Annotated in this window: 16 protein-coding genes; 1 reads left to right on the top strand and 15 read right to left on the bottom strand. The window is 59.2% G+C overall.

Annotated features, from left to right (window positions below; all coding sequences use genetic code 11):
• Positions 1 to 34 precede the first annotated feature (34 nt).
• The 13 genes from QQL78_RS05630 to fabD all read right to left on the bottom strand — a co-directional run bounded on the left by QQL78_RS05630 (position 35) and on the right by fabD (position 11,243).
• Entirely contained in the window at positions 35 to 1,198 is a 1,164-nt protein-coding gene (locus QQL78_RS05630; protein ID WP_284371451.1) for a phage major capsid protein, read from the bottom strand.
• Positions 1,195 to 1,758 carry an HK97 family phage prohead protease gene (locus QQL78_RS05625; protein ID WP_284375462.1) on the bottom strand — a complete coding sequence of 188 codons (564 nt, stop codon included), beginning with the start codon at positions 1,756 to 1,758 and terminating at the stop codon, positions 1,195 to 1,197. Before QQL78_RS05625 ends, QQL78_RS05630 begins: the two co-directional genes overlap by 4 nt.
• A gap of 113 nt (positions 1,759 to 1,871) precedes the next feature.
• Positions 1,872 to 2,096, bottom strand: a complete 225-nt coding sequence (locus QQL78_RS05620; protein WP_284371449.1) for a GTA head formation protein, RCAP_rcc01685 family — start codon at positions 2,094 to 2,096, stop codon at positions 1,872 to 1,874.
• On the bottom strand, positions 2,089 to 3,264 hold the full coding sequence (locus QQL78_RS05615) for a phage portal protein (RefSeq protein WP_284371447.1): 1,176 nt from the start codon (positions 3,262 to 3,264) through the stop codon (positions 2,089 to 2,091). The genes QQL78_RS05620 and QQL78_RS05615 overlap by 8 nt, the downstream gene beginning before the upstream one ends.
• Before the next feature lie 189 nt (positions 3,265 to 3,453).
• Positions 3,454 to 4,824, bottom strand: a complete 1,371-nt coding sequence (locus QQL78_RS05610) for a DNA-packaging protein (RefSeq protein WP_284371445.1) — start codon at positions 4,822 to 4,824, stop codon at positions 3,454 to 3,456.
• Positions 4,733 to 5,077, bottom strand: a complete 345-nt coding sequence (locus tag QQL78_RS05605) for a hypothetical protein (RefSeq protein WP_284371442.1) — start codon at positions 5,075 to 5,077, stop codon at positions 4,733 to 4,735. The genes QQL78_RS05610 and QQL78_RS05605 overlap by 92 nt, the downstream gene beginning before the upstream one ends.
• Before the next feature lie 245 nt (positions 5,078 to 5,322).
• On the bottom strand, positions 5,323 to 6,510 hold the full coding sequence (gene mltG, locus QQL78_RS05600; protein ID WP_284371440.1) for an endolytic transglycosylase MltG: 1,188 nt from the start codon (positions 6,508 to 6,510) through the stop codon (positions 5,323 to 5,325).
• A 3-nt stretch (positions 6,511 to 6,513) separates the two neighbouring features.
• Positions 6,514 to 7,770, bottom strand: a complete 1,257-nt coding sequence (gene fabF / locus QQL78_RS05595) for a beta-ketoacyl-ACP synthase II (RefSeq protein WP_284371438.1) — start codon at positions 7,768 to 7,770, stop codon at positions 6,514 to 6,516.
• An 82-nt stretch (positions 7,771 to 7,852) separates the two neighbouring features.
• Positions 7,853 to 8,386, bottom strand: a complete 534-nt coding sequence (locus tag QQL78_RS05590) for a GNAT family N-acetyltransferase (protein WP_284371436.1) — start codon at positions 8,384 to 8,386, stop codon at positions 7,853 to 7,855.
• A gap of 170 nt (positions 8,387 to 8,556) precedes the next feature.
• On the bottom strand, positions 8,557 to 8,790 hold the full coding sequence (locus tag QQL78_RS05585; RefSeq protein ID WP_025044456.1) for an acyl carrier protein: 234 nt from the start codon (positions 8,788 to 8,790) through the stop codon (positions 8,557 to 8,559).
• 203 nt (positions 8,791 to 8,993) lie between these two features.
• Positions 8,994 to 9,731, bottom strand: coding sequence for a 3-oxoacyl-[acyl-carrier-protein] reductase (gene fabG, locus QQL78_RS05580; protein WP_284371433.1), 738 nt, complete (start codon positions 9,729 to 9,731; stop codon positions 8,994 to 8,996).
• Positions 9,732 to 9,747: 16 nt separating this feature from the next.
• Positions 9,748 to 10,311, bottom strand: coding sequence for a COG3904 family protein (locus QQL78_RS05575; protein ID WP_284371431.1), 564 nt, complete (start codon positions 10,309 to 10,311; stop codon positions 9,748 to 9,750).
• Positions 10,311 to 11,243 (bottom strand): ACP S-malonyltransferase, encoded by a 933-nt coding sequence (gene fabD, locus QQL78_RS05570; RefSeq protein ID WP_284371429.1) that lies wholly within the window; start codon positions 11,241 to 11,243, stop codon positions 10,311 to 10,313. The genes QQL78_RS05575 and fabD overlap by 1 nt, the downstream gene beginning before the upstream one ends.
• 141 nt (positions 11,244 to 11,384) lie before the next feature.
• Between fabD and QQL78_RS05565 the strand changes: the two genes are divergently transcribed.
• Positions 11,385 to 12,587, top strand: coding sequence for a cytochrome b/b6 domain-containing protein (locus tag QQL78_RS05565; protein ID WP_284371427.1), 1,203 nt, complete (start codon positions 11,385 to 11,387; stop codon positions 12,585 to 12,587).
• A 140-nt stretch (positions 12,588 to 12,727) separates the two neighbouring features.
• On the opposite strand, the gene QQL78_RS05560 is transcribed toward QQL78_RS05565, so the two are convergent.
• Together QQL78_RS05560 and QQL78_RS05555 are read right to left on the bottom strand one after the other, a co-directional pair.
• On the bottom strand, positions 12,728 to 13,297 hold the full coding sequence (locus QQL78_RS05560) for a YceI family protein (protein ID WP_284371426.1): 570 nt from the start codon (positions 13,295 to 13,297) through the stop codon (positions 12,728 to 12,730).
• Positions 13,298 to 13,518: 221 nt separating this feature from the next.
• Positions 13,519 to 14,013, bottom strand: a complete 495-nt coding sequence (locus QQL78_RS05555; protein WP_284371424.1) for a hypothetical protein — start codon at positions 14,011 to 14,013, stop codon at positions 13,519 to 13,521.
• Positions 14,014 to 14,230: the final 217 nt, after the last annotated feature.

Below are 14,230 nucleotides of genomic sequence, written 5' to 3'. Positions count from 1 at the left end.
GGGCCAAGTTCCCCCGGTTCGTTGTCGGTGCGCCTTAGGCCACGCCGAGTTTCATCAACTTGATTGCCGAAAAATCGCTGACATCACCGCCCACACGTTTGGTCGCATAGAACAAGACATGCGGTTTGGCACTGAACGGGTCGCGCAGGATGCGCAGATCAGGGCGTTCGGCCACGGTGTACCCAGCACGGAAATCACCAAAGGCAACCGAGAAACTGTTGCTGGCCGCATCCGGCATGTCCTCGGCCACCAGCACCGGATAGCCCATCAGCATCGCCGGCTCCCCCGCCGCCAGACCATCCGACCACAGGAACCGCCCATCCGCATCTGTCAGCTTGCGCACCAGCCCCGCCACTTTGGAGTTCATCACAAAAGAGCCATTGGCGCGGTACTGCGCCCCCAGCGCATATACCAGATCCACAATCGCTTCCGCCGTCACCTCCGCGTCAACCTCAGAAGGCACATAGCCAAGGTTGCCCCAGGTCCAGACGTCATTGTCCACCGCCGGATGAGTCAGGAACCCCATGGGCTTGTCGATCCCGTCACCGTTCACAAAGGCACCCGCCTCGGCACGGGCAAACTTGTCTGCAATCCGCCCGGCAAGCCAACCCTCAATGTCAAACGCGCTGTCGTCCAGCAAACGCTGTGACGCTTTCGGCAAGGCGCTCAATTCATGCAAACCGATGGTAATCCGGTCAATCTGCGGCGTGTCTGTCTCGGCCTGTGGCCCTGCTTCCGTCGCCCAACCGGCCCCCACCTCCGTGTGATCCACCAGCACATCGTAAGACGTCGCCTCAACTTGTACGACGCTCGCAATCGCCCGGATCGACGCAGTTGCATTCAGTACGGATTGCACCGTCGCACTGGTTTGCGGATCAACCAGATAACCCCCATCGGAATTTACCGCCGTCGACAGTGATTTCCCTTCCAGCTCAAGCCCGCGCAGCCCGTCATCATCGCCATTGCGCAAATAAGCATTAAACGCCTTTTGATGCGGTGCGCCCGTGTCAGCGGCTCCGCCCAAAGGTGTACGCGCAGGCAGTGTCATTTTTTGATCCAGCATGGTCATCCGCTCTTCCGTTTGTTGAAGTTTTGTCTCAATTTCAGCCTGAAAGCCCTTGAAGTCAGTGACAAATCCCGTCACCGCCGCACGTACTTCCTCCGCCGGGGACAGCGCCCCCCGTGTTGTCTTGCTCATCCGTCACTCCCGAATTTGCCTCTGTTCAGCGCAGGGTCCTGCCGCGCCAATTCCGCGCGCGCCCCCGCAAAGGACGCCGCCATGTCACGCAGCATGTCACCAACAGCGATCTCATCGCCCTTGCCTGCCACCCGCGCACTGGGCAGCATCGGGAATGTCACCAGCGACACCTCCCAAAGCTCCAGTTCCGACAAGAGCCGCTGGCCCTTGGTGTTCTTTGTCGCCTTCACCGTGCGGTACCCAATCGACAGCCCGTCAATCGCCCCCGCCGCAATCAGGGCCGCCGCCTCACGCCCTTTCTCGACAGAATCCAGAATGCGTCCCTTGACGAACAATCCCTTGCCGTCTTCGCGGACCTCATCCCAAACCCCAATCGGCAAGGTCGGATCATGCTGCCACAGCATCTTGATGCTGCGCCCGGCACTCGCCACGGCCTTCAGCGACACGCCATAGGCCCCCGGCTCAACCACATCACCACCCTGATCCACCGTGCCAAACAGGCTGGCATAGCCACTGATCTCAGTGCCGCCATCGACTTTGGCCACCTCCTGAAACGCCATGAACTTGCGCTCCAGCACAGGCAGGCCAACAGACAGATCTTTCCCGCTCTCCGGCGCAAAGCCGAAGTTACCCACGTCATATCCCATGACAGCTCCTCTTGAATTTCAGTGCCTTACGGGGTCACCGCCAGAACGCTCTGCACCGCCTGCGCCAACATCAACGCCACCACCCCGTACACGGTCAGCCACAAACGCCGCTCCATGCGTTCCATCATTTCATCCAGCCGGTCCATGCGTCTGGCCAGGTTTTCCTGCTGGATCGCCGTCAACCGCTCATGCGCCTCCAACTTTAACCCCGGCGCGCAATCGAACCGCTCATACATCGCCAGATCACCCATCATTCGCCACCACAGGCAGGCCCAACAGGCTGCGCTTCTCCGCTTCCGTCAGGAAATCCGCCTGCGTCACACGGGCCCATTGCGCATCTCTCTCGGCGGCCAGGGCTGGCACCTGATCCAGATCGGGCCGCACCTCCACCGCCTCGCCAGTGAACCCCTCCAGCCAGGACGCCAGCGTCGCCGTCACACGGGTCGCCAGTGGCAAGACCGTCAACCGGTAAAACGCCCGATGCGCTTCCTGATAATTTGCGTAAGTCGCATCCCCCTGAATGCCCAACAACATCGGCGGTACACCATAGGCCAGCGCAATCTCCCGCGCGGCGGCTTCCTTGGTCTTGTGAAATTCCATATCAGAGGGCGAGAACCCCATCGGTTTCCAATCCAGCCCCCCTTCCAGCAACATCGGTCTCCCTGCATTACGCGCACCCTGATGATGGCTCTCCATCTCTGCCACCAGCCGCTCGTAATGCTCGGTACTCAGATGCCCCTGTCCCTCGGCCCCTTTGTAGACCATCGCACCGGAGGGCCGTGCCGCATTGTCCAACAGCGCCTTGGACCACCGCGAGGCCGCATTATGCACATCCATCGCCATGGCCGCCGCCTGCATCGGGGCAAAGCCGTAATGATCATCCTGCGGGTGGAAGTTCTTCAAATGGCAGACCGGTTTCACCGCGCCTGACACGTCAAACCGGTGCTTCTTGCCACCAACCGCATATTCATAGGCCACTGGCCACCCATCCGCCCCCGGCACCACCGACATCCGGTCAGAGCGCAGCACATGCAGTTCCTGCGGCAACCCCTCGCCCACAGCCTCAACATATGCGTTCCCGCTCAACAGCAATTGTGCGTAAAGCGCCTCCAGCAGCTCCGCCTTACCCTGTGCCCCATTCGGCATGGCCAGCAAAGAGATCACCGGATGTGTGTCATAGCGCCTTTCACAATCCTGAACGATCAATGGCAAGGCCGCCGCCGCCTCCGCAATCAGCTTGACCGATCTAAACCCCACCGGATTGCCGCAAAACCCCAGTTTGGTCAGGCTCACCGTATCCCTTGGGCTCCAGGCGATCCGGCCTGAGGTTTGATAGGCAACCACAGGCCCCGTCGCAGAGGTCTTCACCTCAGGCACTGATGCCGCCGCTGTGCCCCGCCGCAAAAAATCAAACATCAACCGCAACTCCTATCAGCCCATCCGTCTTGAAGATAATTTGCCTGAAAGAGTTTAATTCCGCGCGACCCTACCGTGCGCAGGGCCACGCAACACTGCAACGGTGCCACGCGGCCCCGGTTTCTTTCAAAGAAACCAATCCCGGCTTTTCAAAAAACCCGCCCCAAGTTCTTCAAAAGAAATTGCACCCTCTCACAAGCTCCGAAGCGCCGGACGCCGCCATTTCGCAGCCGGTTCAATCATCAGTTCGTGCAGCGCCCAGACCAGCGCATCCACCCGGTCCGGTGAACCGCCGCCCTCATAGCCATGCGCGGTCATCCGGCACATCTGATCCTCTAACTGGTCCAGCCCCCGCAGATGACCAACCCGTCCCTGCTCGTACAGTGCCGCCACAGGCTCCGCCCGTGCCACCTTGCCGCGCGACGCATGCACCGATTTCAGCGGCACCAGCGGGTCAATCTGGCGCAATACCTCGCCAACCATCGCACCGCCCTGATTGACCTCCGCCACCAGCTTGTCCGCCCCGAACCGCTCCATCGCAGCAATTGCGGCCTTGGCCCAACCGTTCGGCGTGGCCCCCTGAATCGTGCAATCAGCCAGCACAACCGCGCGCCAGTCCTGCACCGGTCCCTGTGTCACCGCCCCGACAACCACAATCCCGCATTCATCCGCGCCCATGCCTGCCGATGCCGCCGGATCCAGCCCCACAACGATGCGGTCAAACGCGGGCGGAGTCTCAACACGCTGTGCCTCCAGCGCATCCGAAGTCCACAACGCGCCCTCAGCATCAGCCAGCAACACACCGTCCAGCTCCTGCCGGCCCAGCCTTGTGCCTTTGTATCGCGCCTTGACCTCCTCCAGAAACGAGGACGCCAGATTGGCCGCGTTGGCCTCAGTCGGCGCATGGGTCTGAACCGTTGACGGCGATGCCAACAACCGCTTCAACACATCCACATTGCGCGGTGTTGTCGTCACGCAGACCCGCGGATCATCGCCGAGGCGCAAGGCAAACTGCAACTGATCCCAGGTCTCCTGCCCCCGTTTCCACTTGGCCAACTCATCCACCCAGGCCGCATCAAACTGCGGCCCGCGCAGCCCTTCGGGATCATGGGCCGTATGCACCGTGGCAATCGCGCCGTTGGGCCAGATCAGCCGCTTGCGCCCCGATTCCCATACAGGTCGACGATCTTCCGGCGAACAGGCCAGAATGCCACTGTCGCCAAACACCATCACCTCGCGCACCTGTTCAATGGTCTCACCCACCAAGGCGACCCTACGAGACTTGCCGGGGTCCAGCGGCTTTGACCCTTCGACCATCGCGCGGACCCACTCCGCACCGGCACGGGTCTTGCCCGCACCGCGTCCGCCCAACACAACCCATGTGCGCCACGCACCTTCAGGGGGCAGTTGATGATCCATCGCCCAGAAATCAAACAGATAGGGCAGCGCCAACAGCTCCGTATCCTCCATTTCATTCAGGAACTGCTCTTGGACGGCCGCATCGGCGCAGGCGATCCAGTTTGCACCCGATCTCAACCCGCGCTCTGTCAAGATCAAGGGCATACCCCCCTCTTGCGACTCCATCCTGCTTGCTCTTGCATTCATTGAGATAATTCTCCGCCTTGACGCATTGCATCACCAGATCCTTGAGCTTGCCCAGGGACTGCTTTGCTGCTGTTTCACTCATGTTGTTTTCGGACTGCGCCTGCTGCGTCAGCCCCTCGATCTCTCTCCTCAGATCGGTGATCGCATCATGTACGGAAGCAAGCAGTTCGCTGCCGCGCGCAATGTCTTGGTCTTGGGTGTCTATTGCCATCGTCGCCCCTACCTCTCACAGGTCCCCCGACCGAGCAGACATGAAAAAAGCGGCCCTTGGGATTCCTCCCAAAGCCGCTTTCCCACGTCTTCTAGCATGCCGAAATCTATAGCTCAGAGCGTTCGCAAAGTCAAGAAAAAGAGGGTTACCAAACCCCTGTAACACCGTGCGATCATTGGTAAATTTTTCGTTACTACCACCCCCGCCGGCCCACTATCGGGGCCGGCAGGTGACCTTGGTCAGCTTTAGTTGCCGCTGCCCGAGGTGGTTTCTTCACTTTGCGCGGCTGCGCGTTCGGCCTCAATCTGACGCCACCGCGCAACATTTTCATTATGCTCTGCCAGGGTCTTGGCAAAAGCATGTCCGCCGGTGCCATCCGCTACGAAAAAGATGAACTCACTCTCGTCTGGCTGCGCCGCGGCCATCAGGCTGGCACGTCCGGGGTTGGCAATGGGCGTGGGCGGCAAACCATTGATAACATAGGTGTTCCACGGCGTTTCCGCCCGCAGTTCAGAGCGACGTAAACCACGCCCCAGAACACCTTCCCCCTTGGTGATCCCATAGATCACCGTTGGGTCAGTCTGCAACCGCATGCCTTGGTTCAACCGGTTTACGAACACGGCCGCCACTTGCCGCCGCTCTGCTGCCACGCCAGTCTCTTTCTCAACAATCGACGCCAGCGTCAGCAGTTCTTCGGGGCTTTCGATCGGCAGATCAGGATCACGCGCTTCCCAGGCCTCCGCAATACGGGCCTGCTGCGCGGCTGCCATCCGTTCCAGCACCGATGCACGTCCGTCACCGGGGCGCACCTCATAGCTGTCAGGGGCCAAAGTACCCTCTGCTGGCACCTCACCCGCCTCACCTTCCAGCACATCCATGGCCTGCATCGCATTGACCACCTGCCAGCTGGTCACACCTTCGGCCAGCGCAATGCGAAACCGCGTGTCCGCCTGTGCCTTGGTCTCCACATAGACCTCTGGCACCTCATCTGTGCCGGGCACAAACTCAGCACGCTCTTCAAAACGGTTGCTCACCGGGTCCAGCTCGCGCACCTGTACCGACACGCGGTTCACCCCGATGCGGTACACCACTTCGGTGCCGCAGGTACTTGCGCCGCCTTTGGTCACGGTCTCGACAATATCCGACATCGACGTACCCGCTTCGACCAGAAAACTACCCGCCTTCAACTGGCTGGTTTTTTCCTCGTAATCCGCACCCATCCGAAAAATCGCAGCAGAGCTTACCGCCCCTTGTTCGGCCAGATCCTGCGAAACCCGCCGCATGTTGGATCCCGGTTTCACCTGCAAACAGATGGCGTTCTCCAGCGGCCCTTCAGCCTTATAGGTGGACTGCCCCCAAATAATGATCCCGCCCAACAGGAACAGGATCACGACCAGAAAACTGAACGCGTTAGAGGCAACATTGCGCCACATGTATCAGACCTTTCCGAACAGAACGCTGGCGTTGGTGCCACCGAACCCGAAGGAGTTGCTCAGCGCGACGTTAATCTCGCGTTTCACAGCTTTATTTGCGGCCAGATCGATTTTGGTTTCAACCGCAGGGTTGTCCAGATTGATCGTGGGCGGTGCCACCTGATCACGGATCGCAAGGATCGAAAAAATCGCCTCAATCGCGCCTGCCGCCCCCAGCAAATGCCCAGTGGCAGATTTGGTCGAGGACATGGTCACTTTCGACGCATGCTCCCCCATCATCCGCTCAACCGCGCCCAATTCGATGGTATCGGCCATCGTTGAGGTGCCATGCGCGTTGATATAATCAATATCCTTGGGCTCTTTGCCCGCACCGCGCAGGGCCGCCCGCATGGAACGCTCACCACCCTCACCGTCTTCGGAAGGTGCGGTGATGTGATAGGCATCCCCGGACAGACCATAGCCAATCACCTCAGCGTAAATCTTGGCACCACGTGCCTTGGCATGTTCATACTCTTCCAGCACCACAATGCCGGCACCCTCACCCATGACAAAGCCGTCACGGTCCGCGTCATAAGGACGTGATGCCTTCTGCGGCGCGTCCCCACGTTTGGTGCTCAGCGCCTTACAGGCATTAAAACCAGCAATCCCGATTTCGCAAATCGCCGCTTCCGCCCCGCCTGCAACCATCACATCCGCATCACCATGCTGGATCAACCGAGAGGCATCACCAATCGCATGGGCACCCGTGGAACAGGCGGTCACCACCGAATGGTTCGGCCCACGGAAACCGTATTTGATCGAGACCTGACCCGAGATCAGGTTGATCAAGGCACCCGGCACAAAGAACGGGCTGACGCGGCGCGGGCCCTTCTCTTTCATCATCACAGCCGTATTCGCGATGGAGTTCAGCCCGCCAATGCCAGAGCCGATCAAAACGCCGGTGCGCTCCAGATCTTCGCGATCCTCCGGCATCCAGCCGGAATCCTCAACAGCCTGCTGGGCAGCGGCCATACCGAACAGTATAAAGGTATCCACCTTGCGCTGTTCTTTCGGGGCCATGTATTTATCGGCGTTGAACGTCCCGTCGGTCCCATCGCCCAAAGGCACCTCGCAGGCGTATTGCGTTACCAATGCCGAGGCATCAAAACCGGTGATCGGCCCGCCGCCGGATTGCCCGTCCAGAATACGGCTCCAGCTTTCTTCGACCCCATCGGCCAAAGGTGTCACCAGCCCCAACCCTGTTACAACTACTCTGCGCATAAACCTGCCCCTTAATTCGCTTTGTTCCGCCTATACCTTGCTGGCGGGCAAGTATTCAAGACTTCTGGTGCTTTCGCCCACCTCAAACCGGCGGCCCCTTGCGCGTCATCAGGCACAGCTTGTCACCCTCCAGCTCGACCTCACGCAGCAAACCATAGCCAAGCGCCTCGGCAATTTTCAGCGAAGGTGTATTGTCTGGTGTGATCATACAGACCGTGCGCCCCGCGATCACCCGATCAAACCAGTCATGTGCCGCCTGCACCGCATCCAGCCCCAAACCTTTGCCCTGCATTTCCGGCGACATCACCCAACCGGCTTCGGGAAAAGGATCGAAGTCCGCGCCAAGCCCCCGTGAGCCAAAGAAAAAACCGCACTGGCCCGCCATCTGTGAGGTGCCACGGGGCTGTACCGCCCATTGCCCAAAACCGCTGATCTGCCAATGGCCCGCGTTGCGCAGAAAGGCATCCCAGGACTCGGGCTTGCTGCGCGGCTTGCCGGTGATATGGGTGACAACTTCCGGCATGGCCCAGATCTCGGCAAAGCGGGCAAAATCCTCTGCGCGCATGGCACGCAGGGTCACGCGGGATGTGTTGATGGTTGGTATGGTTCGTGACATTGCTCAATCTGCCTTCACGCTTTTTTGTGGCGTTTAGCATACTGTGCGAAGAGCGCCAGCGATGAGCAACCCCCGTCAAACCGACCGAAAATGAAAACGGCGTCATTCCGCTTGGAACAACGCCGTTTCACATGATTTCTGCCGATGCCACCCGCGGCGGCAATCCGGTCTTAGGAAGCTTCGGAGATGAATTTCACCGCGTCGCCAAACGTCTGGATGTTTTCGGCCGCGTCATCAGGAATTTCGATGCCGAACTCTTCTTCAAACGCCATCACCAGCTCTACAGTATCAAGGCTGTCAGCGCCCAGATCGTCGATGAATGACGCATTCTCGACAACTTTGTCCTCTTCAACACCAAGGTGTTCTACAACGATCTTTTTAACGCGGTCTGCGACGTCGCTCATAATAAAGTCCTCATTCTTCCGGGCCAACCGGCCTATTTTATATCCGCACGCCCTGTCGGGCAGTTGGAGGATGCCCCCGGATCCCGGAGGCGGCTCTTACCCTTGTTTGCACAAGGCCGGGTCGACACAGCAGCCTCCCCGTTTTCGATTCTGCGCCCCCTTTAGCACATGGTACGCCATGCGCAAACGGTATCGGATGCGCTTTACAACATGGCCATGCCGCCATTGACATGCAAGGTAGCACCCGTGACATACCCCGCCTCCGCACTTGCCAGATAGACCACAGCACCGGCAATTTCCGCCGGATCACCCATCCGTCCTGCCGGAATTTGCCCCATAATGCCAGCCTTTTGATCATCCGTCAGCTTGTCCGTCATCGCCGTTGCAATGAAACCCGGGGCCACGGCATTGACCGTGATGCCACGGCTTGCCACCTCATAGGCCAGTGATTTCGACATGCCGATCATACCCGCCTTGCTGGCCGCGTAATTCGCCTGTCCGGGGTTGCCCGTCGCCCCAACGATGCTGGAAATATTCACAATCCGCCCCCAACGCGCCTTCATCATACCGCGCATCACAGCTTTGCACAGTTTGAAGGTCGCTGTCAGGTTAACGTTGATCACCGCATCCCATTCCTCATCCGACATCCGCATGAACAGGTTGTCGCGGGTGATGCCGGCGTTATTGACCAGAATATCAACTGACCCCATCACCTCCGCCGCCTGCTTGGGCAGCGCCGTGACCGCCTCCATATCGCTCAGGTTGCAAGGCAGCACATGCGCCCGCTCACCCAGCTCTGCAGCCAGCGTTTCCAGCGGCTCTACCCGCGTGCCCGACAGGCCCACAACCGCGCCCTGCGCATGCAACTGGCGCGCAATCTCCGCCCCAATGCCACCGGATGCGCCGGTTACCAGCGCATTTTTCCCTGTCAGATCAAACATATCCGTTCCTTTACTTTCATTCCGTCACCAACCCGAAACCTTTAATCTCGGCCTGCGTTAATACATGTATCCCGTCCGACGGGGCTGCCTGCAAGGTAAACCAGTAAAATGCATCGCTGCCCAGCATGTCGCGGGTATAGGCCACATTGCCCCGATGTTCGCGCGCATCGCGTGGATAGCTGCTGCCCTCGCCAAAGCCGTCTGCCCAGGAATGCACCCCCATGATCGCCCCGCGTTCCATGCTCCGCCGATTGCCCGCCAGAAACAGGTTCACCGCCCCTGAATAAATCTCGCTGTCAGCTGTCAAATATGTGTCCAGCCCGCGCGCGCGAATGGCATCCCCCATCCGGTAAACCGCCATTTCATCCACGGACCCGGGCATATCAAAAGGCACAATAACCTGTACCCGTGGATTGGCATCCAATACCGCAATGAAATTTGCCGGCGTGCGGCTGGTAATTTCCCCGCTCAACACCAGCCACCTCCCGTCCAGCTGCATCGTGGTGCGGTCCACCGCATTGTCAGCAACCGCACAGCCCAGCATCGCAAGGGTCAGCCCAAGGACAGCGCCCAGCCGCATCACGCGCCTTTCAAGGCCACCACATCTTCTGGCGTACCGATCGCGCGCATGGTGCTTTCCTTGGCAATGCGGCGGATCATGCCCGACAGGGCCTTGCCTGCACCGATTTCCCAGAACTCGGTCACGCCCTGCGCGGCCATCCACTCGACAGAAGAGCGCCAACGCACCCGCCCTGTGACCTGTTCTACCAGCAGGGCCTTGATCCGCGTCGCATCTGATTCCGCATCCGCCAGAACATTCGCCACCAATGGCACCGCAGGGTTGTCAAACTGCACCCCCTCCAGCGCTTTCGCCATTTCATCCGCTGCCGGCTGCATCAGCGCACAATGGAACGGTGCGGAGACCGGCAAGGGCAGCGCCCGCTTTGCACCGGCCTCTTTCGCCAGCACAACTGCACGTTCAATCGCCGCCTTGCTGCCGGACAGTACATTTTGCGTTGGGTCGTTTTCATTGGCCAATTGACAGACATCGCCCTGTGCGGCGTCCTCGGCCACTTTGGCGGCTGTTTCTGCGTCCAGCCCCAAAACCGCCGCCATCGCGCCCTGCCCGACCGGCACCGCCGCCTGCATGGCCCGTCCACGGATGCGCAACAGACGCGCCGTATCGGCAAGCGATACCGCCCCCGCCGCGCATAGCGCCGAATATTCCCCCAGTGAATGCCCCGCGACAAAGCTGGCGCGGTCCAGACCGATGCCTTCGGCCTGCATCGCCGCCAGCGCCGCCATGGATGTCGCCATCAGGGCCGGCTGTGCGTTTTCGGTCAGGGTCAGCGTCTCGATTTCGCCAGTCCAGATCAGCTCGGATAGTTTTTCCCCCAGCGCCTCGTCAACCTCGTCAAATACCGCGCGGGCTGCCGGATAGGTCTCGGCCAAAGCCTGCCCCATGCCGATGGTTTGGGCCCCTTGACCCGGAAAAACAAATGCGATGCTCATGAATGGCCCTTTCACTGATTTGACACTTGGTCTAGCCCGCCGTGATTATGGGAACAAGAGCGCAGAACACATGTGCAGAAAACTGAGATTGCCCTTACCCGTGCCAGCAATAACTATAGCCAGACATCGCAGGAGTAACTGATGGCCTTTACCAATACTGAAATCCGCTATGGCGGCGTGACCAAGGGCTTTCATTGGTTGACCGCCCTGCTGATCCTCACTCTGATCCCGCTGGGGCTGATCGCCAACTGGCTGCCCTATGAAACCGATGCCCAATTGGCGCAAAAAGCATGGCTGTTCTCGCTGCATAAAACCCTTGGCGTAACCGCCTTTTTCGTCGCGGTGTTGCGCATCCTCTGGGCCATATCCCAACCAAAACCGGGCCTGTTAAATGCGGATAAACCCGCCGAAAGCTTCGCCGCAGAGCTGGTCCACTGGCTGCTTTACGCTGCCCTTGTGATTGTGCCCCTGTCGGGCTGGATTTCCCATGCTGCGGCTGCGGGTTTCGCGCCGATCTGGTGGCCTTTCGGGCAGGATCTGCCGCTGGTGCCCAAATCCACCAATATCGAACATATCTTCGGATCACTGCACTGGGTCGCCACCAAACTGCTCGCCCTGTCAGTGGTCCTGCACATTGCAGGGGCGCTGAAGCACCATGTCATCGATCGTGACGCCACATTGCGGCGCATGCTGCCCGGGGAGCCGGTCATTGGCCCCCTGCCCGCACAGACCCACAGTAAAACGCCGATGCTGGCTGCCAGCGCGATCTGGGCAGTCGTCATCGCCATTGGCACAATCATGGGAACATCTAGTGACACCGCGGAAAAAGCAGAGGTTGCCCTTGCAGATGTCGCCTCCGAATGGGCTGTTCAGGACGGTTCCATCAGCATTACCGTGGTGCAATTCGGCAATGAGGTCTCCGGCAGTTTCGCGGATTGGACCGCCGCGATCCGTTTTGATGAAGCAATTCCCAGCGGCGAAGTTGGTCAGGTCACCACCACAATTGCCATCCCCTCACTGACCCTCGGGTCTGTGACCCAACAGGCGATGGGTGCTGACTTCTTTGACGCGGCCACCTACGCCACGGCGGTCTTTGACGCAGTGATCCGCCATGGGGTCGACGGGTTTGAGGCGGCCGGCACGCTGACCATCAAGGACCGCAGCGTCCCGATGGTGATGCCGTTTAATCTGGCCCTGAACGGGGATGCCGCTGAAATGCGGGCGGACCTGACTTTGGACCGGCGGGACTTTGGCATTGGCGACAATGTCGGTGATGAGGGCAGCCTGGCCTTTGCGGTCAAGGTGGCAATCAAGCTTACCGCATTGCGCGACACATCCCAGTAGGAAATTGGGCCAGTAGGAAAATCGGCCAGTAGGAACACGGGCCAATAAGGATCAGGGCCTGCGATTACCCAGACCCGTGAACATGAAAAAGCCCGCCAGATGATTGGCGGGCTTTAACAAAATACGCAGCTTGGGCGAAGTTACTCGGCCTTCATCGCCTCAACTGAAATATTCAGCGCAACGTCATCGCTGACCGCCGGAGCAAAGGCACCCAGACCAAAATCCGAACGCGTCACTGTTGTGGTCGCGTCAAAGCCCATCCAAGGCTTGCCCGCCATCGGATGATCGCCGGATTTGTTCAGCTTGGCATCCAGCACCACAGATTTGGTCACTTCATTCAGCGTTAGATCACCTGTGATCTTGGCCGTGTCATCGCCGGTCACTTCAATACCGGTCGAGACGAAGGTGATCATGTCACCCTCTTTCGCGTCAAAGAAATCCGCCGTCATGAAGTGGCCCTTGCGCTGTTCCCAGCCGGTGAACATTGACGCCAGCGGCATGGATACATTTACCGAGGAATTTTCAGGGGCGTCGGCGTCAAACATGATCTCGCCTTCAAAGCCGGAGAACATCCCATACGTTGTTGAATAGCCAAGGTGGCTATAGCTGAACAACACTTGGCTGTGGCTGGCGTCCAGAACATATTTTTCAGCAGCAAAAGCGCTGCTTGCACCAAATGCAAGCGCAGCGGCAAGGATCATTGATTTCATAGGGTTCACTCTCTGTTTGATGTGCATCCTGCCAAACTTCGCTACCCGGCGGCTGCTTTTCAACCCTATAACTGTCAACAGGACTTGCGCACCAGCGCACAATCAACAGGCAACAGACCGCCTATCTGACAAAAATGCACTGAATGAGATTTATATGTTCTGAGGCAACCGGACCTTCGACTGGAACATGCAACAGCAGCAAAACCCGCCGCAACGCATGCTTATGCCAACTTGTCTGCGTCGCGCAGCCCGGTGACCAGACTGCGCAGGGAGGCGCGGTCCGTCAGCTTGACCTCGGCCAGAAACCGGCCGGCCTGATCCCACAAGCGCACTGTATTGCCGTCCTGTTCTGCATGGGCCAGCTTGGCAAAGCTACAGCTTTGCAAGATCTGATCCGCCGCACCGCGTTGACGGCGCACAAGGCGAACCTCACGGCGGATGGTGTCAATCTCGATTTCAGGTGCGCGCTGTCCCGCGCTTTGGCTGATCAGACCAAGACCAGCAATCACCGCAGACAGAGATAGGATCAGCTTGAACAACATGATGTCACTTTCCCAGGTCGCTCCGGGGGCCAACCACAGACCCAATGCTGCAAGGGTCAGAGAAACGCCAACCAGACGCTGTGTGCCGCGGATGATCATGCGACCACCGTCCACCATGCTAACCGGTTCGATGGCCTTGGGCTGGGTATTCATGTATTCAGCTGTCTCGGTCATTGTCTTTTTCCCTGGTCTTCTTTTGTAGTTGATCAACCATTGCTTCGGGAAAAGGGCGCAAATGCGGCGCCAGAGCGGCGGGTCCGCGTCGATGTCGGGGTTTTACCATGCCGGAGTCTGCCAGACGCCCCCTAAACCGGGTTGCGTGGTGCCAAAGGAAAGGTTAACGCCTGCGCCTATGGTTCGACCGCCAGCCGCTCGCAGGTATATCCTTGGT

This window comes from Sulfitobacter pacificus (genome assembly GCF_030159975.1).
GTDB classification, from domain to species: Bacteria; Pseudomonadota; Alphaproteobacteria; order Rhodobacterales; family Rhodobacteraceae; genus Sulfitobacter; species Sulfitobacter pacificus.
The sequence above is the reverse complement of the archived record's forward strand: the minus strand, read 5'-3'. Positions and strand labels throughout refer to the sequence as shown.

Coding starts and splice junctions, on each gene's coding strand:
- QQL78_RS05630 (WP_284371451.1), bottom strand. CDS start 1,198: ATGAGCAAGACAACACGGGGGGCGCTGTCCCCGGCGGAGGAAGTACGT.
- QQL78_RS05625 (WP_284375462.1), bottom strand. CDS start 1,758: ATGGCGTTTCAGGAGGTGGCCAAAGTCGATGGCGGCACTGAGATCAGT.
- QQL78_RS05620 (WP_284371449.1), bottom strand. CDS start 2,096: ATGGGTGATCTGGCGATGTATGAGCGGTTCGATTGCGCGCCGGGGTTA.
- QQL78_RS05610 (WP_284371445.1), bottom strand. CDS start 4,824: ATGCCCTTGATCTTGACAGAGCGCGGGTTGAGATCGGGTGCAAACTGG.
- QQL78_RS05605 (WP_284371442.1), bottom strand. CDS start 5,077: ATGGCAATAGACACCCAAGACCAAGACATTGCGCGCGGCAGCGAACTG.
- mltG (WP_284371440.1), bottom strand. CDS start 6,510: ATGTGGCGCAATGTTGCCTCTAACGCGTTCAGTTTTCTGGTCGTGATC.
- fabF (WP_284371438.1), bottom strand. CDS start 7,770: ATGCGCAGAGTAGTTGTAACAGGGTTGGGGCTGGTGACACCTTTGGCC.
- QQL78_RS05590 (WP_284371436.1), bottom strand. CDS start 8,386: ATGTCACGAACCATACCAACCATCAACACATCCCGCGTGACCCTGCGT.
- QQL78_RS05585 (WP_025044456.1), bottom strand. CDS start 8,790: ATGAGCGACGTCGCAGACCGCGTTAAAAAGATCGTTGTAGAACACCTT.
- fabG (WP_284371433.1), bottom strand. CDS start 9,731: ATGTTTGATCTGACAGGGAAAAATGCGCTGGTAACCGGCGCATCCGGT.
- QQL78_RS05575 (WP_284371431.1), bottom strand. CDS start 10,311: ATGCGGCTGGGCGCTGTCCTTGGGCTGACCCTTGCGATGCTGGGCTGT.
- fabD (WP_284371429.1), bottom strand. CDS start 11,243: ATGAGCATCGCATTTGTTTTTCCGGGTCAAGGGGCCCAAACCATCGGC.
- QQL78_RS05565 (WP_284371427.1), top strand. CDS start 11,385: ATGGCCTTTACCAATACTGAAATCCGCTATGGCGGCGTGACCAAGGGC.
- QQL78_RS05560 (WP_284371426.1), bottom strand. CDS start 13,297: ATGAAATCAATGATCCTTGCCGCTGCGCTTGCATTTGGTGCAAGCAGC.
- QQL78_RS05555 (WP_284371424.1), bottom strand. CDS start 14,013: ATGACCGAGACAGCTGAATACATGAATACCCAGCCCAAGGCCATCGAA.